Genomic DNA, 21,656 nt, shown 5'->3' with positions numbered 1-21,656 from the left:
GGTGGCTGCGGGGCGGCTAGAGCAGGGCGGCCGCCGAGTAGTAGATGACGGAGAGCAGCATCGCCGCGACGACCACCGCCGCCAGCACCCGGTGCCACACGGGTCGCTTGCGCCGCGGCGGGAGGTCCTCGCCCGCGCCGCGCAGCTCCTCCGGCAGCCCGTTCACAGCCGCACCGTCCCGGCGACGCCGGTGACGGCGTCGCCCGCCACCCAGATCCGGCCGTCCTCCTCGGTCACGTGCACGCGGCCGGCACGGCCCTGCACCGTGCCCTGCGCCGCGACGTAGGAGGCGGGCGCGACCCCGGTGTCGCGCAGCCAGCGCGCCAGCCCTGCGTTGAGGCTGCCGGTGACCGGGTCCTCGGTTCCGGTGCCCATGACGGCCCGCACCTCGAAGGTGGGGCGGTCGTCCTCGCCCGGGGCGCCGTCGTCGGCGGGGTGCGGCCCCACGACGCCGACGAAGAGGTCGCTGAGCTCGGCGTAGGCCGGGCGGAGCCCGAGGACGACGTCGGCCGAGGCCACCCGGACCGCGAGCCACTCCGGGCCGTTGACGAGCCAGGAGGCGTCGAGCACGTCCTCGGGCGTGAGGCCGAGGCCGCGGGTGGCGCGCTCGAGCTCGTCGGACGACGGTGGCTCGTACCTGCTGAGCTCCGGACCGGCGAAGGCCCACCGGCCGGCCGACTCCCGCAGCGGCACCAGCCCCTTGGCGCACTCCTGCACCAGGTGACCGGGTGTGCGCGGCGTGCCGCCGGCCTCCAGCCAGGCGTGCGCGGAGCCGAGGGTGGGGTGCCCCGCGAAGGGCAGCTCCTCGTCGGTGGTGAAGATGCGGACCCGGTAGTCGGCGTCGCCGCTGGTGGGCGGGAGCAGGAACGTGGTCTCGGAGAGGTTGGTCCACGCCGCGAAGCGCTGCATCTCGGCGTCGGTGAGGCCCTCGCCGTCGACCACGACGGCCACCGGGTTGCCGGCGAAGGGCACGGAGGAGAAGACGTCGACCTGGGCGAAACGGCGTTCGTTCACGGGCCCCACGGTAGTGGCCCTGCAGCCGCTGCCGCGCTCACAGCGGGTGGGTGGCGCGGCCGGCCACGAACGTCGCCGCGACCGGCGTCGCACGCAGGTGGGCCGCCACGGCCGCGGAGGTCCCGGCGGCACCGGCCCCGCCCGGCGGGCGCGGCGGGGCGAGCGGGTCGGCGTCGAGGAGGACGACGTCGCCCCGGGACCCTGGCCGCAGCGTGCCCGCGCCACCGGTCGAGGCCGCCAGCGCCTCCGCCGCGCTGATCTGCTGCTCCGGGTGCCACGGCTCGCGCTCGTCGCCGCTGCGGTGCACGGCCGCGGCCATGGCCAGCCACGGGTCCAGCGGGGCGACCGGGGCGTCCGAGCCGAACGCCAGCCGCGCCCCGGCGTCGAGCAGCGAGCGCAGCGGGAAGCTCCGCGCGCCGCTGCCGGGCCAGGTCCGCTCCGAGACGTCGCGGTCGTCGAGCAGGTGCGCGGGCTGCACGCTGGCCACGACGCCCAGCCGGGCGAACCGCGCGGGCTGGTCGGGGGCGAGGAGCTGGGCGTGCTCGACGGAGCCGCGGGCACCGGCGGCCTCGATCGCGTCCAGGGCGATGGCGACGGCGGCGTCGCCGATGGCGTGGATGGCCACCTCCAGGCCGCCGGCCGTCGCCCGCCGCGCCAGCTCGGCGAGCTCGCCCGCCGGCACGTTCTGCACGCCGTGCGGGTGCGCGGCGTCGTGCGGGTGGGCGTAGGCGTGCAGCGTGTGCGCGGTGGCGGTGTTGAGCGATCCGTCGGAGATGACCTTCAGCGGTCCCATGGTCAGCAGGCCCCGGCCGCCCGGGAGCGGGTCCCCCGTGCGGAGCCCGGCCGCGAGCACGGCGTCGAGGTGGTCGGCGTAGGTGGCGGTGCGGATGCGGAGCAGGTCGAGCCCGGCGGCCACGCGCCCCGGCCAGTCGAGCTCGTTGCGCGCCCACTCCATGTCCGTGACGCCGACGACGCCGCGCGCCGCCGCGTGCCGCATCGCCTCGCGCAGCCCCTCGGCCGGGTCGGGACCGGGCAGCTCGGCGAGCCGCCCGAGGGCCGCGAACCACTCGTTCTCGCGGACCAGGCCGTCGTCGTCCGCGACGTCCGCGCCGGACGGGACCGGCAGGCCGAGGAGCGTGCGGGCGCGGGTGGAGACCCAGCCGCTGTGCACGTCGCCGGAGAGCAGGACCACGGGGCGGCCGCCCGCGACGGCGTCGAGGGCGCTCAGGGTGGGCCGGTCCGCCCAGGTGGCGTGGCGGAACCCGTAGGCGAGGACGGGCTCCTCGCGCACCGGGGCGTGGCCGGCGGGCGGGACGGCGGCGAGGTGCGCGGCCAGCAGCTCGAGCGCCTCGGCGGCGCTGCGGGCCGCGGAGACGTCGAGCCGGGTGAGCGTCTGCGCCCACTGGGTGAGGTGGACGTGCTGGTCCCACAGCCCGGGCACGGCCCAGCGGCCGTCGGCGTCGATCTCCTCCTCGCCCGGCAGGCGGCCGAGCGCGGGGGCGACGGCGGTGACCGTGCCGTCGGTGATGCGCAGGTCGACGGGCTCGCCGGGCGCCGCTCCGCCGTCGTCCACCGGGACGAGCCGGACGCGCCGCAGCAGCACGGAGCCGGTGAGCGCGTCCCCTCCCCGCCCCGCGCCCGGTGTCCCGGTGGAGGCAGGGGCCATCAGAGGTAGCGGCTGGGGTCGAACGCGGCGAGCGGGATGATGCGCACGCGCGGCAGCACGGAGGTGAAGGCGCCGAGGTCGTCCTCGAGGTCGAAGATCCGCAGCCCCCGCTCGGTCAGCCCCGCGAGCTCGGAGTTGAGGAACTCGCGGAAGCACAGCACGCCGACGCGCCGCCCGGCGTCCAGGAGCTTCTCGACCTGGGGGATGTAGTCGCCGTCGTGCGAGGCGAGCAGCACGTCCCCCTGGCCCTGCTCGAGGATGGCGTCCATCGTGCGCTGGATGCCGATGTCCACGACCTTCTCGTGGACCGTGCCGGCCAGCGGGATCGGGTGGAAGTCCATGGCCAGCAGCGCCTGGACGAACCCCATCGGCATCTGCCCCGACGTGGCGTTGAGGAAGAACAGGCCGCGCGCGTTCTCGTCCTCCCACACGTCCTCCGCGAAGTGCATCACGCGGTCCCAGCGCGGGCGCTCCTCCGGCGCGGGGCGCCGGCCGAGCACGCTCATGCCGAGGGTGGCGTCGATGTTCTCGCCGTCGACGAGAAGGTACGTGGTGCGGGAGTCGGGCATGGGGCCACAGTAGTGGGGACGTCCGTCCGTACGGCGCACCGCGCCCCGGCCCAGGCGCGCCGACGTCATAGGCTGCCCCGGTGCGAGACGACCGGAGCGTGACCCTGCTGGCGGGTGGGGTGGGCGGGGCCAAGCTCGCCCAGGGCCTCGACCGTGCGACCGACGACCTCACCGTCGTCGTCAACACGGGCGACGACGCCGTGATCTACGGGCTCAGCGTCAGCCCCGACCTCGACACCGTCATGTACACCCTCGCCGGGACGGCGAACCCGGAGACCGGCTGGGGAATCGCCGGCGACACCTTCGCCACCCTCGAGGCGATGGCCCGCCTCGGCGAGGACACCTGGTTCCGCCTGGGGGACCGGGACCTCGCCACGCTCGTCCTGCGCACCGCACGCCTGCGCGCGGGCGCCCCGCTCTCGGCGACGACGGCGGAGCTCGCCGCCGCGCTGGGCGTCCGCGCCCGGCTGCTCCCCATGACCGACGACGCCGTCGCCACCTTCGTCGACACGCCCGCCGGCCGCCTGGAGTTCCAGGACTACTTCGTCAGGCGCCGCCACGAGGACGAGGTGCTCGGCATCGTCCTCGGCGGCATCGAGGAGGCCCGGCCGGCGCCCGGGGTGCTCGACGCGCTCGACGCCGACGTCGTGGTGATCGGGCCGTCGAACCCGTTCGTCAGCATCGGCCCGGTGCTCGCCGTCCCGGGCGTGCGCGAGCGGCTGGCGTCCTCACGCGCCCGCCGGGTCGCCGTCAGCCCGATCGTGGGCGGGCGAGCCCTGAAGGGGCCGGCCGCTGCCATGCTCGGCGCGATGGGCCACGAGGTCTCGGCCCTCGGGGTCGCCCGCCTCTACGCCGGGCTGGCCGACGTCTACGTCCTCGACGAGAGCGACCGCGACCTGGCACCCGCCGTCGGGGAGCTGGGCATGGCGGCGCTGGTGACCCGGACCGTCATGGGCGGTCCCGAGGACCGGGAGCGGCTGGCCCGCGAGCTCCTCGCCGCGGGATGACGACGTCGCACGAGGCCGGGGTGCAGGACCCGGCAGCCGGACGAGATGCCGGGAGTCAGCGGGTCCGGCCGGATCAGCGCCGACCCGTGATCGCCGTCGTGCCGCTGAGAGGCGGCGGGGCGGGCAAGACCCGGCTCGCCGACGAGCTGGGCCCCGCCGAGCGGACCCGCCTGGTGGCCACGCTCGCCGGCCACGTGCTCGGCGCGCTGCTCGCCGGGCCGGTCGCCCGGGTCCTCGTGGTCACCGGCGACCCGGAGTTCGCCGCGGGCGTCATGGGGAGCGACCGCCGGGTCCGGGTGGTCCCGCAGCCGGGCGGCCGGCCGGGGCTGAACGAGGCGGTGGCCGTCGGCCAGGAGCTGGCGCTCGAGGCCGGGGCCCGGCGCGTGCTGGTGGCCCACGCCGACCTGCCCCTGCTGACGGCCGAGGACGTCGGTGCGCTGCTGGCCCCGGCGGGACGGGTCGTCGTCGCGCCGGACCGGTCGGGTACGGGCACCAACGCGCTCGTGCTCGACGGCTCGGTCAGCGGCTTCCGCTTCCGGTTCGGCCCCGGGAGCCGCGAGGCGCACGAGCGCGAGGCGCGGCGGCTGGGCGTGGTGCCGGACGTGGTGCTCCGGGCCGGCACGTCGACCGACCTGGACACGGCGGCCGACTGGGCCGCGCTCCCCGAGGCCGTGCGGACCGCGCTGCGGCGCGCGGTCGAGGGATGACGAGCTGGCGCTCGCGGCGTCAGATCGGGGCTGGACCGGCTGGGACCCTCGGTGCAAGGCGACCGAGATGGCCATTCTGGTCAGGATTCGCGCGATGACGAACCGATTGGGCCAGTTCGTCGGCCGAAGCACGGGGCGTCGGGGCATCCGGCCGGGCGCGCGTGGCGTCGGGGCATCCGGCCGGCGCACCCCGACGTCGATATCCCGGGCACCTGGCGGGCGTGCAGGGGTCGCCCGTCAGGTCGTCCAGCGGCCCCGATGGACGACCTCGTCGAGCGGGCGGCGCCGCCGACTGGTCGCCGAGCCGCCCGGCCGCTCCTCCGGCGCCGGGTGCCCGACCGTGATCGCCCCGACGGGCGCGTACTCCTCCGGCACGCCGAACTCCGCGCGCAGGGCCGCCACCCGCCCCGGCGGGACGCCGAAGAAGCAGGCCCCGAGGCCTTCGTCCACGGCCGTCTGGAGGATGAGGAGCGAGGCCATCCCGGCGTCGACGTGCCAGTAGGGCACGCCCCAGCGAGGGCCGCCAGCTCCCGCGGCAGCATCCCGCGCCGGACCGGCGCCCGCCTTGTCGGGCTCGGCGTAGCGACGGCGGTAGGCGGCCTCGGAGGAGAACGGGACCACCACCACCGGTGCCGTCCGCATGCCGCGCAGCCAGCTGTCCGGCCGGGCGGCGCGGGCCGGCGGGGTGGCGGCCGCCCAGAACCGCGCGACGTCGTCGGGCCGGTCGAGCACGAGGAAGCCCCAGCCCTGGGAGAAGCCGGCGCTCGGGGCTCGGACCGCGTGCCGCAGAAGCCGGTCGACCACGGCGGGATCGACGGGCTCGGGGGAGTACCGGCGCACCATCCGCCGTTGTCGCACGACCTCCTGGAACTCCACGCCAGAAATCATGGCAGGGCTCACGCGACGACAGTGGTGGTGTCCGGAGCGGCGTCCGGCACCGGGCACCCCGTCACCGCCACGTGGCCGCGGTGGTGTCCCGGGCCCGCCCGGCGAGCGGGGACCGGTGCGCCTAGGACCAAGGGACCTGGCAGCGAGTCCGTCCGCGCTGCCCGTCCGGTAGGTCCGGACTACCCTGGTTCTGACGGTGACCGGGCCGACACCCCTGGCGCGGCGCCGCTCATCCACAAGATGACGAAGGAGTCAGACGCCGTGACCACCCTGTCGCGCCCTGAGGCGCCCCGCACCGCCCCTCTTGCCTCGTTCCGGGTCCCCGGCCCGTTCGACCCCGCGCACGGCCACGAGCAGGTCGTCTACTGCAACGACGCCGCCAGCGGCCTGCGTGCCATCATCGCCGTCCACAGCACCGCGCTGGGCCCTGCCCTGGGCGGCACCCGGTACTACCCCTACGACTCGGAGGACGCCGCGCTCGCGGACGTGCTGCGCCTGTCGAAGGGCATGACGTACAAGAACGCCCTCGCCGGCCTCGACCTCGGCGGCGGCAAGGCCGTGATTATCGGCGACCCGACCCGTGAGAAGTCCGAGGCGCTCCTGCGCGCGTACGGCCGCTTCGTCGAGTCCCTCGGCGGCCGGTACGTGACGGCCTGCGACGTCGGCACGTACGTGACGGACATGGACGTCATCCACCGCGAGACCAGCTTCGTCGTCGGACGCAGCCAGCCGCACGGCGGCGCCGGCGACCCGTCGGTGCTGACCGCCTTCGGCGTCTTCACCGCGATGCGGGCGTGCGCGGAGCACGTGTGGGGCACCGGGTCGCTGCGCGGCCGCACGGTCGGCGTGGCGGGCGTCGGCAAGGTCGGTCACCTCCTGGTGGGCCACGCCCTCGAGGCGGGCGCCACCGTCGTGGTCACCGACGTCAGCGACCAGGCCGTCGACGCCGTCCGCCGGGAGCACCCCGAGGTCGAGGTGGCTGTGGACACCGACGCCCTCGTCCACGCCGACCTCGACGTCTACGCCCCCTGCGCGCTCGGCGGCGCCCTCGACGCCGCCACGGTGGAGGCGCTGCGCGCGCGCGTCGTGTGCGGCTCCGCCAACAACCAGCTCGCCGACGACGGCGAGGGCGGCATCCCCGAACGCCTCCTCGCCCGGGGGATCACCTACGCCCCCGACTACCTGGTCAACTCCGGTGGCGTGATCCAGGTGTCGGACGAACTGGAGGGGTTCGACTTCCAGCGTGCCAAGCACCGGGTGGAGAAGCTCTACGGCGCCACCAAGGCGGTCCTGGAGCGGGCCGAGGAGCAGGGCATCAGCCCCGCCCGCGCCGCGGACCACCTCGCCGAGGAACGCATCACCGCGATCGGCTCCTCCCGGATGTACCTGCCCGGGCGGCGCTGAGGGAGAGCGGCCGGTCGGTGTCGGGGCGCTCGCTCGGCAGGTCTGCTGGGCGGGGCCTCCTCAGCCCTGGCCGGTCCGTGACCCCGGCGCGGTACCGCCCGTCGGCGCCTCCGCCGTCATGAGGGCGCTCAGCTCGGCCTGCTGGGCGGCCGACGGCATGCCCCAGCCCGGCCGGTAGCCGACGACCTCGCGCAGCGGGCGCCCCTCCTGGTTGCCCGCCAGGATCTCGACGTCGTCGACGTCGATGAGCCCGGGGTGCAGCACGCCGCACGACTCGGCGACCTTGAGCAGGTCGCGGCGCAGGGTGCGGAGGTAGCCGGCGAACCGGACCGACTTCTGGGCCGGGTCCAGCCCGTGGGCCAGCCAGGCGTTCTGGGTGGCCACCCCCACGGGGCAGGTGTCGGTGTGGCACTTCTGCGCCTGGATGCACCCGATCGACAGCATGGCCTCGCGGGCGACGCCGAGGAGGTCGCACCCCAGCGCGAGCGCGACGATCGCGTTGTCGGCCAGGCCCAGCTTGCCCGAGCCGACGAACACGACGTCGTCCGTCAGCCCCGCCTCGGCGAAGATGCCGTACACCCGCGGGAACCCGACCCGGAAGGGCAGGGCGACGGAGTCGCTGAAGGTCAGGGGAGCGGCGCCGGTGCCGCCCTCTCCGCCGTCGATGGTGATGAAGTCGACCCCGCGCTGCCCGTCCGCCATGGCGGCGGCCAGGTCGCGCCAGACCTCGAGGTCTCCGACGGCGGACTTGATGCCGACCGGCAGGCCGGTGGCGTCCGCGAGCAGCTCCACCCAGTCGAGCAGGCTGTCCACGTCGCTGAACTCGGCGTGCCGGGACGGGCTGATGCAGTCCTCGCCCTGCCGTACCCCACGGATCTCCGCGATCTCCGCGGACACCTTCGCCGCCGGCAGCACCCCGCCGAGACCTGGCTTGGCGCCCTGGCTGAGCTTGATCTCGAGCGCCCGGACCGGCGCGGAGGCGACGAGGTCCTTGAGGCGCTCGAGGTCGAAGGCGCCGTCGAGGTCGCGGCACCCGAAGTAGGCGGTGCCGATCTGGAAGATGAGGTCGCCGCCGTGGAGGTGGTGCGGGGAGAGGCCACCCTCGCCGGTGTTGTGGAGGGCGCCGGTCATGGCGCAGCCCTCGTTGATCGCTCGGACCGCGTTGCCGGAGAGGGAGCCGAAGCTCATCGCCGAGACGTTGACCACCGACTCGGGGCGGAAGGCGCCGGTCCGGCCGCGCGCGGCGCCCAGCACCTTGGCGCACGGCAGCCGGACCTCCTCGCCGGACCGGGGGTGCGAGGGCGGCGCGACGGCGGAGAAGGTGCGGTGCTTGATGATCGGGTAGCCGTCGGTGTTCTCGACGTCGTTGTCCGTGCCGAAGCCGAAGTAGTTGTTCTCGCCCTTGGCCGAGGCGTAGATCCACCGCCGCTGGTCCCGGGTGAAGGGCCGCTCCTCGTCGTTCCCGGCGACGACGTACTGGCGCAGCTCCGGACCGATCTTCTCGATCGCGAACCTCGCGTGGCCGACGACGGGGAAGTTGCGAAGGAGGGTGTGGCGCCGTTGCAGGAGGTCGTGCGCCGCGACACCGGCCAGGCCGGCGAGGGGCAGGAACGCCGTCGTCCACCTCATGGAGGTGAGTGTCCCGCCCGCCGGTGCCTCCCGCCATCGGTGGGCGCGGCGAGGCCTCCGGGGGGTACGGGCCAGTTGGCGACGGGCGGGACGAGGGGCGCGGGCCAGTTGGCGACGGGCGGGACCCACGGGCGAGGCCCTCGACCCGGTCTCGGGTCGAGGGCCTCGCGGGAGCCGGACGGCCGGCTCAGTAAGTGGTGCGGTCCTCCTCGGGCGCCGGGACGGCGGAGCCCTCGTCGGTCGCGCCGGCGGCACCCAGCTGCGGTGCGGGGGTGCCGCCGCCCTTGAGGGCGGCGAGCCGGGCCTCGACCTCGGCGTCACGGCCGTAGTCCTCGAGCTCGGCGAACTGCGCCTCCAGCGAGGCGCCCTGCAGCTCGGCGTGGCCGGCCACCCGGGCCTCCTCGCGGCGCACCTGCTCCTCGTAGCGGGCGATCTCGCTGGTCGGGTCCATGATGTTGATGGAGGAGATGGCGCCCTGCACGGTGGCCTGGGCCTCGGCGGTCTTGGCGCGGGCGACCAGCTGGTCGCGCTTGCTCTTGAGCTCGTCGAGCTTCACCCGCATCTGCGTCAGGCCGGTCTTGAGCTTCTCGACGACCTCGTTCTGCGAGTCGATCATCGGCTCGGCCGCCTTGGCCTCGTTCTCGGCGGTGATCTGCTTGCCGATGGCGATCTTGGCCAGGTTGTCGAACCGGCCGGCCTCGCCGGCGTTGCCGGCGGCGCGCAGCTCCTCCGCCTTGTTCGCGGCGGCGAGCGCCTTCTGACCCCAGTCGCGGGCCTCGGCGAGATCGGCGGCGTGGTCCTGCTCCGCCAGACGGAGGTTGCCGATGGTCACGGCCACCGCGTCCTCGGCCTCGGCGATCGAGGAGGTGTAGTCACGCACCAGCTGGTCGAGCATCTTCTGCGGATCCTCGGCACGGTCGAGGAGGGCGTTGATGTTCGCGCGGGTCAGCTGGGCGATGCGTCCCAGGATGCTCTGCTTCTCTGCCATGGTGATGCCCTTCTGTGGTTGGGTCTCGTTCACGATTGTGGGTCTCGTGGTGCAGATGCCGGAAGGTTCCGGCCACCGCGCCGGGCACGGGACGCCGAGGGCGGCGTGCGGGCGAGGCGCCGTCGTCGGCCCGGCTGTCAGAAGCGACCTCCGCCGCCGCCGAAGCCTCCACCGCCGAAGCCCCCGCCCCCGCCGCCGAAGCCCCCGCCGCCGAAGCCTCCGCCGCCGCCCCAGCCGCCGCCGTGGCCGCCGCCCCCGAGGAGGATGCCGCCGAGGATCAGGGAGCCGACGTCGATGCCGCCACGCCGCCCGCCGCCGTAGCCGCCGCCCCAGCCGCCGCCGCCCCACGGGTCGTAGCGGTCGCTGTCACGCTCGGCGAGGCGCTGGGCGTCGGCAGCCATCTGCTCGGCCTGTGCCACCTTCTGCATGGCGGCGACCGGGTCGGTGGTGGAGAGGTGGTTCGCCTCGGACGCCAGGCGGGCCGCCTCGGAGAGCCGCGTGCGGGCCTCGGTGCCGACGGTGCCGCGGCGGGTGGAGATGTAGTCGGAGACCGCGCGGATCTGGGAGTTGAGGCGGCCGAGCCGGTCCTGCAGCTGGGCCGAGGCCCGGCGGCGGTTCTCGTCGGCGTCCCGGGCCGGTGCGAGGACGGCGTCGATCGCCGTCTCCGCGGAGTGGAGCCGCTGGAGCGCGGCGAGCGGGTCCCCGCCGGTGCGCGCGTGGTGCCCCTGGGCGATGGCCGCCTCGGCCTCCTTGCGGCGCGCGATGACGGCGGGGTCGTTCGGCGCCAGCCGGTTCGCGTCCTGGACGTCGCGGGTGATGGAGGCCAGGGCTGCGTCGAGGCGGTTGCCGGCGTCGGCGAGGGCCGCGCCAGCGCCGTTGACGGCGCCCAGCAGCGTGCTGGCCTGGGCGATCGCCTCCTCCGCCACGCGGGCGTGGGTGACGGCGGTCTGCCGGTCCCCGGCCTCGACCTTCGCCCGGCCGGTGGCCACGGACTCGTGGGCCGAGACGAGCAGCGCCTTCGCGTGGTCCGGGTTCTTCAGCACCGAGGCCAGCGCGGTGTCCGGGTACTGCGTCCGGAGCTGGGCCAGCTGGGCGCGGGCCCCCTCGATCTGTCGCTCGACCTCGGTGGCCCGCTGGTCCAGCTCGGAGAGCACCTGGGGTGCGCGGGCCTGCATGTCACGCAGCTTCACGAAGTGCTCGGCCTGGGCCGACAGGGTCTGGTCGATCTCGGAGGTGAGCTGGAGGATCTCGGCGTACATCTGCCGCTGCTGCGGCTCGGTCTCGGGGACGTCGTCGTCGAGCTGCTGGCGCAGGGCGAAGGCGCGCTGCGCCTTCCGCTTCGCCTCCTCGAGCGCCGCGCTGAACTGGTCGGTGGCCTGGAGCCCGAACTGCGCCTTGGCGAAGCCGAGCTCCTCCTCGGAGCTGCGGACGGCGTCGTCGGCCCCGAGGAGCGCGGTCCCGGCGCGCTTCGCGAGCTCGGGGGTGGGCAGGTTGAGCGGGTGGTCCGGGGGGAGCTGCTGACGGGCCTGGCGGGGCTGGGCCTCCCCACCCTTGCGGCGGCGGAAGACGGAGATGAGCCCGATGCCGCCGATGACGACCAGCCCGATCAGGGCGATGGTGAGGAAGCCGCCCATCCCTCCGCCCATCCCCGCGCCGCCTGAACCGGACAGGCCGCCCTGGGCCGCGTCGCCGACGCCCTGGGCGAAGGCGATGGACGCCTGCGTCCAGTCCTCGGAGCGGAGAGCCGGGACCACGTCCTCCCGGATGATCTGTTGAACCTCGGCGTCGCTGACAGGCGAGTCGGAGTGGAGTCCGTAGCCGTACGCGCCTTCGCCGACGGCGACCGAGAGCAGCACGTTGTCAGGCCCCAGGTTGGACTGCTTCGCCGTGTCGACGGACCACTGCTTCGCGCTCATGCCGTCGAAGTTGTCGACGAAGGCCACGAAGACCATCTGACCGGTGTCGTTCTGCACCTTGTCGAACGCGGCCTGGATCTCGGCCACGTCGCTGTCGCTGAGGACGTCGGCCGTGTCGGTGACCTGGTCCGCGAGGTTGGTCGGCGGCTCGGCCGCCGCGGGCCCCGCGATCGCGACGGCGGAAGCGGTGACCAGGGCGGCCGCGGCCAGCGACCTCACGACGGCGACGAGTCTCACACCGTGATCCTTTCGGGATCGGCGCGGCGGCGCAACGAATACGCGTCGCTTTCGCCCAGGGAGGAGAACGGGAACTGCGGGAACGCCCGAGCCCCCGGTCCCGCAGCTGGTGTGCCTGCGGGACCTGGGGCCCAGGTGGCTGTGGTTCCGGTGCTGCCGCGAGTCGAGTATTACCGCCCGACGTCGCTGCGAGCGGCGGCGCTCACGATGCTGCCGCGCCCGGCACCGGCTGGCACTCGTCGCCCGGCTCGGGTCCGTGCCAGGCTTGTCGGCGATGACGGTGAACGTGACCGCCTGAGCCTCGGAGGTGTTGCCGGCGGTCTCGGTCAGGGCGATGGTGGCTGTCCCGACGTCGTCGTCCTGGGTGCCGGTGGAACACCACGTTGCCGTAGTCGTCGAGGTTGTCCGCCTTGATGGTCAGTCGTTCTGCGTGGTGTGGCCGGTGCGGCCGCCTGAGCCGTGGTCCTGGAACCGGTCGATCGCCTCCTGTGCGCCGTCGGGCATGGAGCCGTCGGCGTTGCGCACCAGGAAGATCCCGGCCATCCCGCCGTCGGAGTGGAACTGGACGTGGCAGTGGTACATCCACGCTCCGGCCCCGACCATCTCGCCGGCGAGCACCTGGAAGCCGAAGGAGTCGCCTGGGTTGAGGTCGCGGTTGTCGATCACCTGGCTGGGGTCGTTCGGGCCCTCGAGGATGCCCGTGCGGTTGTATGCCCAGCGGTGCGCGTGCAGGTGGAACGTGTGCAGGGCGTTGCCGTGGCCGATGGCGATGAACTCCACGCGCTCGCCGAGGTTGGCCTCGAACATCGGGGCGTGCGGGGCGACACGGTTGTTGATCGTCATGTCGTTGAAGACGACCGTGAACTGGCGGTCGGGGAGCACGTCGCCCTTGCGCCGCACCACGAGCGCTCCGTACAGCCCGGCCTTGATGCCGCCGGTGCCGTGGTCGGTCCCCATCGCGTGGTCGTGGTAGTGCCAGTACCCCGCGCTCCCTGGCACCCACTGGTTGCCCGAGCGGTACGGGGCGTGCGAGCGCCACACGTACGTGCGGGTCTCGCCCGGCTCGTTGAAGGAGCCGTTGAACGGGCTGCCGTCGGAGTCGACGTCGTAGTCGACGCCGTGCGGGTGGATCGACAGGCGCTTGTCCGTGGTGTTGACCAGCTCGATCTCGAGGGTGTCGCCCTCCCACATCTCCAGCACCGGCCCCGGCACGGTGGCCTCGCCGGGGGCGAGTCCGTAGCCGACCATGTTGCCCGGCAGCTTCTCGGCGTACATCGTGATCCGCCGGGTCTCACCGCCTCGGCCGGCCGCGTTCCCGTCGCCCGGGTTCGGCCTTCCTGCTGGGTCCGCGGCCGCCGGAGGACCGGCGAACGTGGCCGCGAGAGCAGGGACGAGGCCGGCGGCGGCACCGGCCATCATCGAGCGTCGAGAGAAGGGGCGCGCCGACGTCCCGGTGTTCGCTTCTGCTTGAGTCATGAGATCTCTCCGATCCGAGTGGCGCCCCGGCCCAGCGGCCGGAGGCGTGGTGAGCGGCGGACGCGGGGAGGTCCGCCGACGGCTGCACGGAAGGCACGGCACGGGGCCGTGCGGCTCAACGGGAACGGCCGCGCGTCGCGCTGTGCGGTGTCGTTCGCAGACCGGCGGTGCGTGCTCGGCGCCATGTCGATTCCCCCTCGAGTCGGACGGGCTCGGCCGACCGCGCGGTCGTTGCGCGTGGAGGCCGTGGTGCCCGGGGCGGCCGACGGAGGGGGTCGGTCATCCGTCGCGCTCGGCGTACGGCCCGTTTGTGGTGCTTGTGTGCAGCCGTGACTGTAGAGGGGCTTATGCCGAAGGTCAACCAAAAGCTGCCGCATTGCCCCTCTAACGCCAGATGCTTTGCGCGTTGAGAGCGCAAGTTATGGGTTGGACGTAGCAGATGTCACGGGGCAGGCAGTGTCGAACCTATGGCAGCGAAGAGGCGCTGATCGAACGTCGACGATGCTGCTCACGGGAGTCTCGGCATGGGGCCGGTCAGTCGCGCTAAGTCTGCGCCGTGCCGCGGCGCGTTGGCTGCGGGCGCGGGTGCGGACGGCTCAGCGGGCGCCGCGCGTCAGGCAGTCGCGTCGGTGAGGGCGTTGACGCCCTCGGCGGACAGCGCGTGCTGCGTGACGAGCGCGGAGGCGCCAAGGATCCCCGCGCGCCCCTCGGTGCGGGAGCTGACGATCCGCAGGTGCTGCGTGGCCAGGGGCAGGGAGCGGCTGTAGACCGACTCCCGGATGCCGGCGAGCAGATGCTCGCCGACGGCGGCCACGACGCCGCCGATGACGATGACCGAGGGGTTGAGCATGTTGACGCAGCCGGCGAGCACCGACCCGATGTCCCGACCGGCCTGTCGCACGGCCTGGACGGCGCCACGGTCGCCGGACCGGACCAGCTCGACCAGCTGGGAGTTGGTCTCGACGGTGTACCCCTCCTCGCGCAGCCGCCCGGCGACCGCCGGGCCGGAGGCGACCGCCTCGAGGCAGCCGACGTTGCCGCAGGTGCACGGTGTGCTGTTGCCGTCGGGCACCGCGATGTGGCCGAGGTCGCCGGCGGCGCCCTGCGCCCCGCGCTGGAGCTGGCCGTCGCTGATGATTCCGGCGCCGATGCCGGACGCGATCTTGACGAGGATCATGTCCTCGACGTCGCGGTACACGGCCTCGTGCTCGCCCAGGGCCATGATGTTGACGTCGTTGTCGACGAGGATCGGCACCGGGAAGGTCTCGCGCAGGTGCCCGGGGACGTCGAAGCGGTCCCAGCCGGGCATGACCGGCGGGCTCGTGGGGCGGCCGGTCTCGTACTCGACCGGGCCCGGGAGCCCGATCCCGACGCCCGCGAGGTCGGTCAGCGGCCTGCCCACCTTCTCCACGAGGCGCACTGCCGTCTTCGTGACGGCGCCGAGGACGGCGACCGGGCCGTCGGCGATCGACCGGTCGAACGTCTCCTCGGCGAGGACGTGGCTCGCGAGGTCGGTCACGGCGACGCGTGCGTGGCTGACGCCGAGGTCGACGGCGACGACGATGCGTGCGCCGGGGTTGAACGCGAAGGTCGCCGGTGGCCGACCGCCCGTGGAGGCCGCCTCGCCGGTCGGCGTGACGAGGGACGACGCGAGGAGGTCGTCCACGCGTGCGGAGATGGTGGACCGAGCCAGGCCGGTGACGGCCGCGAGCTCGGCGCGGGTGCGGGGGCTGCCGTCCCGGAGCAGCTGGAAGAGACTGCCGGCGCTGCTGGGCAGGGCGGGCTGGTTCCAGTGCCGGGCGACGCCGTTGTCCGCGGTCTGCAGAATCGCCATGTCGATTAGTTAACCACGCACTTCAGCGTTTGTCGTGATCAAGATCGTCACCTTTTGCTTGACGTGTGACGAAAGTCCTGGATACGTTGTGCCCATGGTCACAGCAGACCCCGCACCGCCGTTGCTGCAGATGCGCGGCATCGTCAAGCACTTCCCGGGAGCCAAGGCGCTCGACGGCGTGGACCTCGAGATCCGCGCCGGCGAGGTGCACTGCCTCCTCGGGCAGAACGGCGCCGGCAAGTCCACTCTCATCAAGACGCTCGCCGGAGCCCACCGTCCCGACCGCGGCGAGATCCTGTGGCAGGGCGAGCCTGCCACCATCGACTCGCCGCAGGCCGCCCTCGAGCTCGGCGTCGCGACCATGTACCAGGAGCTCGACGTCGTCGACGGGCTGAGCGTGGCCGAGAACATCTATCTCGGCCACGAGCTGGCCAACGGAGGGTTCCTCCGGCGCGCCGAGGCGCACGAGCGGACGCGCGAGCTGCTCCGTCGGCTGGGCCACCCGGAGATCCCGCCGTCACGGGAGGTCGGCCGGCTCTCCGCCGCCGGGAAGCAGATCGTGTCCATGGCCCGCGCCCTCTCGCACGACGCCAAGGTGATCGTCATGGACGAGCCGTCGGCGGTGCTCGACCCGGAGGAGGTCTCGAATCTCTTCCGCGTCGTCCGCTCGCTGAGCGCCGAGGGCGTGGCGATCATCTACATCTCCCACCGGCTGGAGGAGATCCGCCAGATCGGGGACCGGATCACCGTCCTGAAGGACGGTCGGACGGTGGCCACCGGACTCGCCGTGGCGGACACCCCGACGGCGAAGCTCATCCCCCTCATGACCGGCCGCGAGGTCGCGACGAACTTCGGGGGTGCGTCGAGCGGCGCCACCTCGGACGAGCCCGTCCTGGAGGTCGACGGGCTCACGCTTGCCGGCGTCTTCTCCGACGTCTCCTTCAGCGTGCGGCCGGGCGAGATCGTCGGCCTCGCGGGGCTCGTGGGTGCGGGCCGGTCGGAGATCCTCGAGACGGTCTACGGCGCGCGTCACGCCACCGGCGGGACGGTCAAGGTCGGCGGCAGACAGCTCCGGCGCGGCTCGGTGCCGGCCGCCGTCGCCGCCGGTGTGGGACTGGCCCCCGAGGAGCGCAAGAGCCAGGGCCTGCTCCTGGACGAGCCCGTCTTCCGCAACATCACGCTGTCCACCTTCAGCCGGTTCGCCCGGGGCGGCTTCCTCGACGAGCGCGGCGAGCGCCTCGCCGCCGAGGAACAGATCAAGGCGCTCCAGCTCGCGCCCGCCGACCCGCGTCGGGTCATCCGCACCCTCTCGGGCGGCAACCAGCAGAAGGCCATGCTGGCGCGCTGGCTCGTGCACGGCTGCAAGGTGCTGCTGCTCGACGAGCCCACCCGCGGTGTCGACGTCGGCGCCCGCGCAGAGATCTACACGCTCATCCGCCGGCTCGCCGCCCAGGGCGCCGCGATCGTCGTCGTCTCCAGCGAGATCGAGGAGGTGCTCGGCCTCGCCGACCACGTCCTCGTCGTCGCCGACGGCGCGGTCGTCCACTCCGGGCCGGCTGACCAGATCGACGAGCACCGCGTGCTCGACCTCGTCATGGAAGGAACCCACGTATGAGCGAGACCCCGTCGGCCACCGTGCCGGCCGGAAGCACCCCCGAGGGGACGGGGCTGCCACCGACCAACCGTGACGTCAGCCCGTCCACGAACGGGAGCAGGCGCACGCCGAAGTTCCAGCTGGGGGGCCTCGGCCACAGCCTCGGCCTCATCATCGCCCTCGTGCTGCTGATCGTGATCGGCGTCGCGACGTCGGGTCAGCGGTTCGTCGGGATGAGCAACGTCATGGTCATCCTCGAGCAGACCGCCGTCATCGGGGTCGTGAGCATCGGCGTCACGTTCGTCATCACTGCCGCGGGCATCGACCTCTCCGTCGGGTCGGTGCTGGGCCTGGCGACGGTGTGGGCGTCGACCCTCGCCACGCAGACGATGGCGGAGAACAGCCACTGGATCGTCATGGTGTTCACGGCGCTCGCCGTCGGCACGGTGGCCGGGCTCGTCAACGGGGTCATCATCGCCTACGGGAAGGTCGTGTCGTTCATCGCCACCCTGGCCATGCTGGTGGCGGCGCGCGGACTGGCGGAGATCATCTCCAACCGCCGCACGCAGATCGTCGAGGTCGACGGCTACAAGGACTTCTTCCGCGGCGACTTCATCGGCATCCCCGTCATCGTGTGGATCTTCCTCCTGGTCGCCGTCGGCGGGTGGGTGCTCCTCGCCCGCACGACCTTCGGACGGCGCACCATCGCCGTCGGCGGCAACCCTGAGGCCGCCCGCCTGGCCGGCATCAAGGTTCAGCGGCACACGATGTGGGTCTTCGCCCTCTCCGGGCTCACCGCCGGGATCGGGGCCGTGATGATGCTGGCCCGGACCACCGCGGGCAGCTCGACCAACGGCTATCTCATGGAGCTGGACGCCATCGCCGCGGTCGTCATCGGCGGCACGCTGCTCATCGGCGGGCGCGGCACCATCGTCGGCACCGTCCTCGGAGTCCTCGTCTTCGCGGTCCTCAACAACATCTTCATCCAGAACAACCTGTCCATCTCGACGCAGGCGCTGGCCAAGGGCGCGATCATCGTCCTCGCCGTCCTGCTCCAGCAGCGCTTCGCCACCCGAGCCAGATCCAGCTGACGCCACGCGGATCCCGGCCGGGTACCGATCCGGGATCCGCGCGGTGCCCGACCACCGAGCGACACCCACCCCCTACCCCGATCGTCCTCACGTCAAAGGAGACCCACATGTCTGTTTCCGTCCGGCGCCTCGCGGCCCCTGTGGCCCTGCTCGCCTCCGCGGCCCTGCTCGCCGCGTGCACCTCCAACACCCCGGAGGAGACCAGCAACACCGGCGGCGGCGGCAACGCCCCGGCCGCCGCCGGCAGCAACGACGAGACCGGCGACACCGTCACCATCGGCTTCTCCGCCCCCGCCGCCGACCACGGCTGGATGGCCGCCATCACCTCCGCCGCGGAGGCCGAGGCCGCCAAGTACGAGGACATCGACCTGAAGGTCGCCGAGGGCACCAACGACGTCAACGTGCAGATCTCCCAGGTGGAGACGTTCATCAACGACGGCGTCGACGCCATCGTGCTGCTGCCCTTCGACGGCGCCGCCCTCACCGAGGTCGCCGTCGAGGCGATGGAGGCCGGCATCCCGGTCATCAACGTCGACCGTGAGTTCTCCCGGCCCGAGGCCGCCCGCGTGACGGTGCTGGGCGACAACTACGGCATGGGCCGCAGCGCGGGCGAGTACATCTGCGAGCGGCTCGGCGACCAGGGCGACGCCGTCGTCGCCGAGATCGCCGGCATCGACAACCTGCCGCTGACGCAGGACCGCAGCCAGGGCTTCGCCGACGCGCTCGGCGAGTGCGGCCTCGAGGTCTCCAACCGCGTGGCGGCCGACTTCACCGTGCAGGGCGGCGAGTCGGCGACCGCCAACCTGCTCCAGGCGGCCCCGGAGATCGACGCGATCTGGAACCACGACGACGACCAGGGCGTCGGCGTCATGGCGGCCATCGACAACGCCGGCCGCGACGAGTTCTTCCTCGTCGGCGGAGCCGGCTCGAAGAACGTGATGGAGGACATCAAGGCCGGCGACTCCGTCGTCGAGGCCACCGTGATCTACCCGTCCACGCAGGCCGCCGACGGCATCCGTCTCGCCCGCCTCCTCGCGCAGGGCAAGGCCATGAGCGACCTCGTGGAGGTCGAGGTGCCTCGCCTGGTCCAGCTGCACGCCCCGGTGGTCACGGCCGACAACGTCGACCAGTACCTGCCGACCGCGTTCCAGTCCTGACGTCGCTGATCCGGCCCGGGCCGAACGCGGCCCGGGCCGGGTGGCACCGGCGCGCAGACGCCGGTGCGAGAGGAAGAGATCAATGAGTGAAGCAGCAGCACGTCGCCCGCTGCGGGTGGCGACGGTGGGGTACGCCTTCATGGGGCGGGCGCACTCCCAGGGCTGGCGGGGGGCACCGCGGTTCTTCGACCTTCCGCGTGACCCGGTCATGCAGGTCCTGGTGGGCCGCTCGCCGGAGCGCGCGGCGCACGCCGCGGACACGCTCGGCTGGGCCGAGGTGGAGACCGACTGGCGCCGCGTCGTCGAGCGCGACGACATCGACCTGATCGACATCTGCACCCCCGGGGACACCCACGCCGCCATCGCCACGGCCGCGCTGGAGGCGGGCAAGCACGTGCTCGTCGAGAAGCCGATGGCGAACACCCTCGCGGAGGCGGAGCAGATGGCCGCCGCGGCGGCGGCTGCGGCCGAGCGTGGCGTGCTGTCCATGGTCGGGTTCACCTACCGCCGTGTCCCCGCCGTCAGCCTCGCCCGCCAGCTCGTGGCGGAGGGGCGCATCGGCGAGGTCAGGCAGGTCCGCTGCCAGTATCTGCAGGACTGGCTCGCCGACGAGAGCACGCCGGGATCCTGGCGTACAGACAAGGAGAAGGCCGGCTCCGGGGCGCTGGGAGACATCGGCGCTCACATCGTCGACCTCACCCACTTCATCACCGGGCAGCGCGTGGCCGGCGTCTCCGGCCGGCTCGACACCCTCGTGACCGAGCGGCCGGTCGCCGAGAGCTTCGCCGGCCTGAGCGGGAAGGGCGGGACCGAGCGCGAACCGGTCACGGTCGACGACGTCGCCCTGTTCACCGGCGAGCTCGCCGGCGGGGCGCCCGCGATCTTCGAGGCGACGCGCTTCGCGTGGGGCCGCAAGAACGCCATGCGCATCGAGGTCAACGGGTCGGCCGGGGCGCTCGCCTTCGACTTCGAGGACATGAACGTCCTCAACTACTACGACGCGCGCGAGCCGGCCCGCACCGGCGGCTTCCGCCGCATCATCGTCACCGAGGCGGACCACCCGTACATCGAGGGCTGGTGGCCGCCCGGCCACGGCCTCGGCTACGAGCACGGGTTCGTCCACCAGGTCGTGGACCTCGTCCGGGCGATCGACGCGGGCGAGCAGCCCACGCCGTCGTTCGACGACGGCCTGGCCGTCCAGCGCGTCCTCGACGCCGTCGAGCGCTCGGCCGGACGGCGCAGCGAGTTCACCGAGATCCCGGAGCACGGCCGGCCGAGCGACGTCTCGGCCACGGCACCCGCCGGTCACGACGTCCCCGCCGCCGCGGGGCAGAGCTGAGGAGAGTGAGATGGCACGACCGATCACGCTGTTCACCGGCCAGTGGGCCGACCTGCCCTTCGAGGAGGTCGCCCGCCTCGCGTCGGAGTGGGGGTACGACGGCCTGGAGATCGCCTGCTGGGGCGACCACCTCGACCCGTGGCGCGGCGCCGAGGACGACGCCTACATCCAGGACCGGCTCGACATCCTCGAGCGGTACGGCCTGAAGGTCTGGACGATCGCCAACCACCTCAAGGGCCAGGCCGTCTGTGACGACCCCATCGACCAGCGTCACCGCGACATCCTCTCCGACCGCGTGTGGGGCGACGGCGACCCGGAGGGGGTCCGGCAGCGGGCCGCCGAGGAGCTGAAGATGACGGCGCGCACCGCCGCCCGGCTCGGTGTCAGGACCGTCACCGGGTTCACCGGCTCCTCGATCTGGAAGTACGTGGCCATGTTCCCGCCGGCGTCGGACGAGATGGTCGAGGCCGGCTACCAGGACTTCGCCGACCGGTGGAACCCCATCCTCGACGTCTTCGACGAGGTGGGCGTGCGGTTCGCCCACGAGGTCCACCCCAGCGAGATCGCCTACGACTACTGGACCACCGTGCGGGCCCTCGAGGCGATCGGGCACCGGGAGGCCTTCGGGCTCAACTGGGACCCCAGCCACTTCATGTGGCAGGACCTCGACCCGGTGAGCTTCCTGTGGGACTTCAAGGACCGGATCTACCACGTGCACTGCAAGGACTCGAAGCGCCGCGTCGGCAACGGCCGCAACGGGCGGCTCGGCTCGCACCTGCCGTGGGCCGACCCGCGCCGCGGCTGGGACTTCATCAGCACCGGCCACGGCGACGTGCCGTGGGAGGACGCGATCCGGATGCTGAACACGATCGGTTACGACGGCCCGCTCTCGGTGGAGTGGGAGGACGCCGGGATGGACCGCCTCGTGGGGGCGCCGGAGGCGCTGGCCTTCGTCCGCAAGCTCTCCTTCGAGCCGTCCGCGGCGGCGTTCGACGCGGCGTTCAGCACGCGTTAGCCCATCAGGGGACGTGGCGCCGGCGCCGTACCCGCCAGGGACGGCGCCCGGCGCTCGTCGACAGTCTCGGGCCCGCACCGCGGCAGGCCCGGGCGCCTCGGAAGAAAGGAACCTGACAGAACCTC

General features: G+C 73.4%; 18 protein-coding genes. 8 read left to right on the top strand and 10 right to left on the bottom strand.

Annotation, left to right across the window (positions count from 1 at the left end):
• Window positions 1-16 precede the first annotated feature (16 nt).
• From ATJ97_RS19740 to ATJ97_RS08110, 4 genes are read right to left on the bottom strand one after another with little or no spacing between them, the layout of a single operon-like run.
• Entirely contained in the window at window positions 17-166 is a 150-nt protein-coding gene (locus tag ATJ97_RS19740; RefSeq protein ID WP_170037267.1) for a hypothetical protein, read from the bottom strand.
• Window positions 163-1,014 carry a PhzF family phenazine biosynthesis protein gene (locus ATJ97_RS08120; protein WP_098483319.1) on the bottom strand — a complete coding sequence of 284 codons (852 nt, stop codon included), beginning with the start codon at window positions 1,012-1,014 and terminating at the stop codon, window positions 163-165. Before ATJ97_RS08120 ends, ATJ97_RS19740 begins: the two co-directional genes overlap by 4 nt.
• A gap of 37 nt (window positions 1,015-1,051) precedes the next feature.
• Window positions 1,052-2,680, bottom strand: a complete 1,629-nt coding sequence (locus ATJ97_RS08115; protein WP_098483318.1) for an amidohydrolase — start codon at window positions 2,678-2,680, stop codon at window positions 1,052-1,054.
• The gene (locus ATJ97_RS08110; protein WP_098483317.1) at window positions 2,680-3,249 is read right to left on the bottom strand and encodes an NYN domain-containing protein; all 570 of its coding nucleotides are present in this window, start codon (window positions 3,247-3,249) and stop codon (window positions 2,680-2,682) included. The genes ATJ97_RS08115 and ATJ97_RS08110 overlap by 1 nt, the downstream gene beginning before the upstream one ends.
• An 80-nt stretch (window positions 3,250-3,329) precedes the next feature.
• Here ATJ97_RS08110 and cofD point away from each other — a divergent pair, with 80 nt between their 5' ends.
• Entirely contained in the window at window positions 3,330-4,256 is a 927-nt protein-coding gene (gene cofD / locus ATJ97_RS08105) for a 2-phospho-L-lactate transferase (protein WP_098483316.1), read from the top strand.
• A gap of 86 nt (window positions 4,257-4,342) precedes the next feature.
• Window positions 4,343-4,963 carry a 2-phospho-L-lactate guanylyltransferase gene (gene cofC / locus ATJ97_RS08100; protein WP_245862277.1) on the top strand — a complete coding sequence of 207 codons (621 nt, stop codon included), beginning with the start codon at window positions 4,343-4,345 and terminating at the stop codon, window positions 4,961-4,963.
• A gap of 237 nt (window positions 4,964-5,200) precedes the next feature.
• On the opposite strand, the gene ATJ97_RS08095 is transcribed toward cofC, so the two are convergent.
• The gene (locus ATJ97_RS08095; protein ID WP_098483314.1) at window positions 5,201-5,839 is read right to left on the bottom strand and encodes a nitroreductase family protein; all 639 of its coding nucleotides are present in this window, start codon (window positions 5,837-5,839) and stop codon (window positions 5,201-5,203) included.
• 273 nt (window positions 5,840-6,112) lie between these two features.
• On the opposite strand from ATJ97_RS08095, the gene ATJ97_RS08090 reads away from it, so the two are divergent.
• Window positions 6,113-7,255, top strand: coding sequence for a Glu/Leu/Phe/Val family dehydrogenase (locus ATJ97_RS08090; RefSeq protein WP_245862271.1), 1,143 nt, complete (start codon window positions 6,113-6,115; stop codon window positions 7,253-7,255).
• Window positions 7,256-7,315: 60 nt separating this feature from the next.
• Here the strand turns inward: ATJ97_RS08090 and ATJ97_RS08085 are convergent, their stop codons facing one another.
• The 5 genes from ATJ97_RS08085 to ATJ97_RS08065 form a co-directional block, all read right to left on the bottom strand.
• A complete protein-coding gene (locus tag ATJ97_RS08085) occupies window positions 7,316-8,884 on the bottom strand; it encodes an FMN-binding glutamate synthase family protein (protein ID WP_098483312.1) in 1,569 nt (522 codons plus the stop codon).
• A gap of 187 nt (window positions 8,885-9,071) precedes the next feature.
• On the bottom strand, window positions 9,072-9,872 hold the full coding sequence (locus ATJ97_RS08080) for a PspA/IM30 family protein (RefSeq protein WP_098483311.1): 801 nt from the start codon (window positions 9,870-9,872) through the stop codon (window positions 9,072-9,074).
• A 137-nt stretch (window positions 9,873-10,009) separates the two neighbouring features.
• Window positions 10,010-12,025 carry a TPM domain-containing protein gene (locus ATJ97_RS19995; RefSeq protein ID WP_098483310.1) on the bottom strand — a complete coding sequence of 672 codons (2,016 nt, stop codon included), beginning with the start codon at window positions 12,023-12,025 and terminating at the stop codon, window positions 10,010-10,012.
• 417 nt (window positions 12,026-12,442) lie between these two features.
• Window positions 12,443-13,501 carry a multicopper oxidase domain-containing protein gene (locus ATJ97_RS08070; RefSeq protein WP_098483309.1) on the bottom strand — a complete coding sequence of 353 codons (1,059 nt, stop codon included), beginning with the start codon at window positions 13,499-13,501 and terminating at the stop codon, window positions 12,443-12,445.
• A gap of 613 nt (window positions 13,502-14,114) precedes the next feature.
• Window positions 14,115-15,335 (bottom strand): ROK family protein, encoded by a 1,221-nt coding sequence (locus ATJ97_RS08065; protein ID WP_098483308.1) that lies wholly within the window; start codon window positions 15,333-15,335, stop codon window positions 14,115-14,117.
• A 94-nt stretch (window positions 15,336-15,429) separates the two neighbouring features.
• Here ATJ97_RS08065 and ATJ97_RS08060 point away from each other — a divergent pair, with 94 nt between their 5' ends.
• The 5 genes from ATJ97_RS08060 to ATJ97_RS08040 all read left to right on the top strand — a co-directional run bounded on the left by ATJ97_RS08060 (window position 15,430) and on the right by ATJ97_RS08040 (window position 21,531).
• The gene (locus ATJ97_RS08060; RefSeq protein WP_098483307.1) at window positions 15,430-16,950 is read left to right on the top strand and encodes a sugar ABC transporter ATP-binding protein; all 1,521 of its coding nucleotides are present in this window, start codon (window positions 15,430-15,432) and stop codon (window positions 16,948-16,950) included.
• Complete coding sequence (locus ATJ97_RS08055) at window positions 16,947-18,020, top strand: ABC transporter permease (protein WP_098483306.1); 1,074 nt, start codon at window positions 16,947-16,949, stop codon at window positions 18,018-18,020. The genes ATJ97_RS08060 and ATJ97_RS08055 overlap by 4 nt, the downstream gene beginning before the upstream one ends.
• Before the next feature lie 107 nt (window positions 18,021-18,127).
• Window positions 18,128-19,177, top strand: coding sequence for a substrate-binding domain-containing protein (locus ATJ97_RS08050; RefSeq protein WP_098483305.1), 1,050 nt, complete (start codon window positions 18,128-18,130; stop codon window positions 19,175-19,177).
• Between the two features lie 82 nt (window positions 19,178-19,259).
• Window positions 19,260-20,516 (top strand): Gfo/Idh/MocA family protein, encoded by a 1,257-nt coding sequence (locus ATJ97_RS08045; protein WP_098483304.1) that lies wholly within the window; start codon window positions 19,260-19,262, stop codon window positions 20,514-20,516.
• Between the two features lie 10 nt (window positions 20,517-20,526).
• Window positions 20,527-21,531, top strand: coding sequence for a sugar phosphate isomerase/epimerase family protein (locus tag ATJ97_RS08040; protein WP_098483303.1), 1,005 nt, complete (start codon window positions 20,527-20,529; stop codon window positions 21,529-21,531).
• Window positions 21,532-21,656: the final 125 nt, after the last annotated feature.

The sequence above is a fragment of the Georgenia soli genome, assembly GCF_002563695.1.
GTDB lineage: Bacteria > Actinomycetota > Actinomycetes > Actinomycetales > Actinomycetaceae > Georgenia > Georgenia soli.
This window is presented reverse-complemented; position numbering and strand designations above follow the sequence as displayed.

What these genes read in the sequence shown, in the direction of transcription:
- ATJ97_RS08115 (WP_098483318.1), bottom strand. Translation starts at nt 2,680, where the DNA reads ATGGCCCCTGCCTCCACCGGGACACCGGGCGCGGGGCGGGGAGGGGAC.
- ATJ97_RS08110 (WP_098483317.1), bottom strand. Translation starts at nt 3,249, where the DNA reads ATGCCCGACTCCCGCACCACGTACCTTCTCGTCGACGGCGAGAACATC.
- ATJ97_RS08085 (WP_098483312.1), bottom strand. Translation starts at nt 8,884, where the DNA reads ATGAGGTGGACGACGGCGTTCCTGCCCCTCGCCGGCCTGGCCGGTGTC.
- ATJ97_RS08080 (WP_098483311.1), bottom strand. Translation starts at nt 9,872, where the DNA reads ATGGCAGAGAAGCAGAGCATCCTGGGACGCATCGCCCAGCTGACCCGC.
- ATJ97_RS08070 (WP_098483309.1), bottom strand. Translation starts at nt 13,501, where the DNA reads ATGACTCAAGCAGAAGCGAACACCGGGACGTCGGCGCGCCCCTTCTCT.
- ATJ97_RS08065 (WP_098483308.1), bottom strand. Translation starts at nt 15,335, where the DNA reads ATGGCGATTCTGCAGACCGCGGACAACGGCGTCGCCCGGCACTGGAAC.
- ATJ97_RS08060 (WP_098483307.1), top strand. Translation starts at nt 15,430, where the DNA reads ATGGTCACAGCAGACCCCGCACCGCCGTTGCTGCAGATGCGCGGCATC.
- ATJ97_RS08055 (WP_098483306.1), top strand. Translation starts at nt 16,947, where the DNA reads ATGAGCGAGACCCCGTCGGCCACCGTGCCGGCCGGAAGCACCCCCGAG.
- ATJ97_RS08050 (WP_098483305.1), top strand. Translation starts at nt 18,128, where the DNA reads ATGTCTGTTTCCGTCCGGCGCCTCGCGGCCCCTGTGGCCCTGCTCGCC.
- ATJ97_RS08045 (WP_098483304.1), top strand. Translation starts at nt 19,260, where the DNA reads ATGAGTGAAGCAGCAGCACGTCGCCCGCTGCGGGTGGCGACGGTGGGG.
- ATJ97_RS08040 (WP_098483303.1), top strand. Translation starts at nt 20,527, where the DNA reads ATGGCACGACCGATCACGCTGTTCACCGGCCAGTGGGCCGACCTGCCC.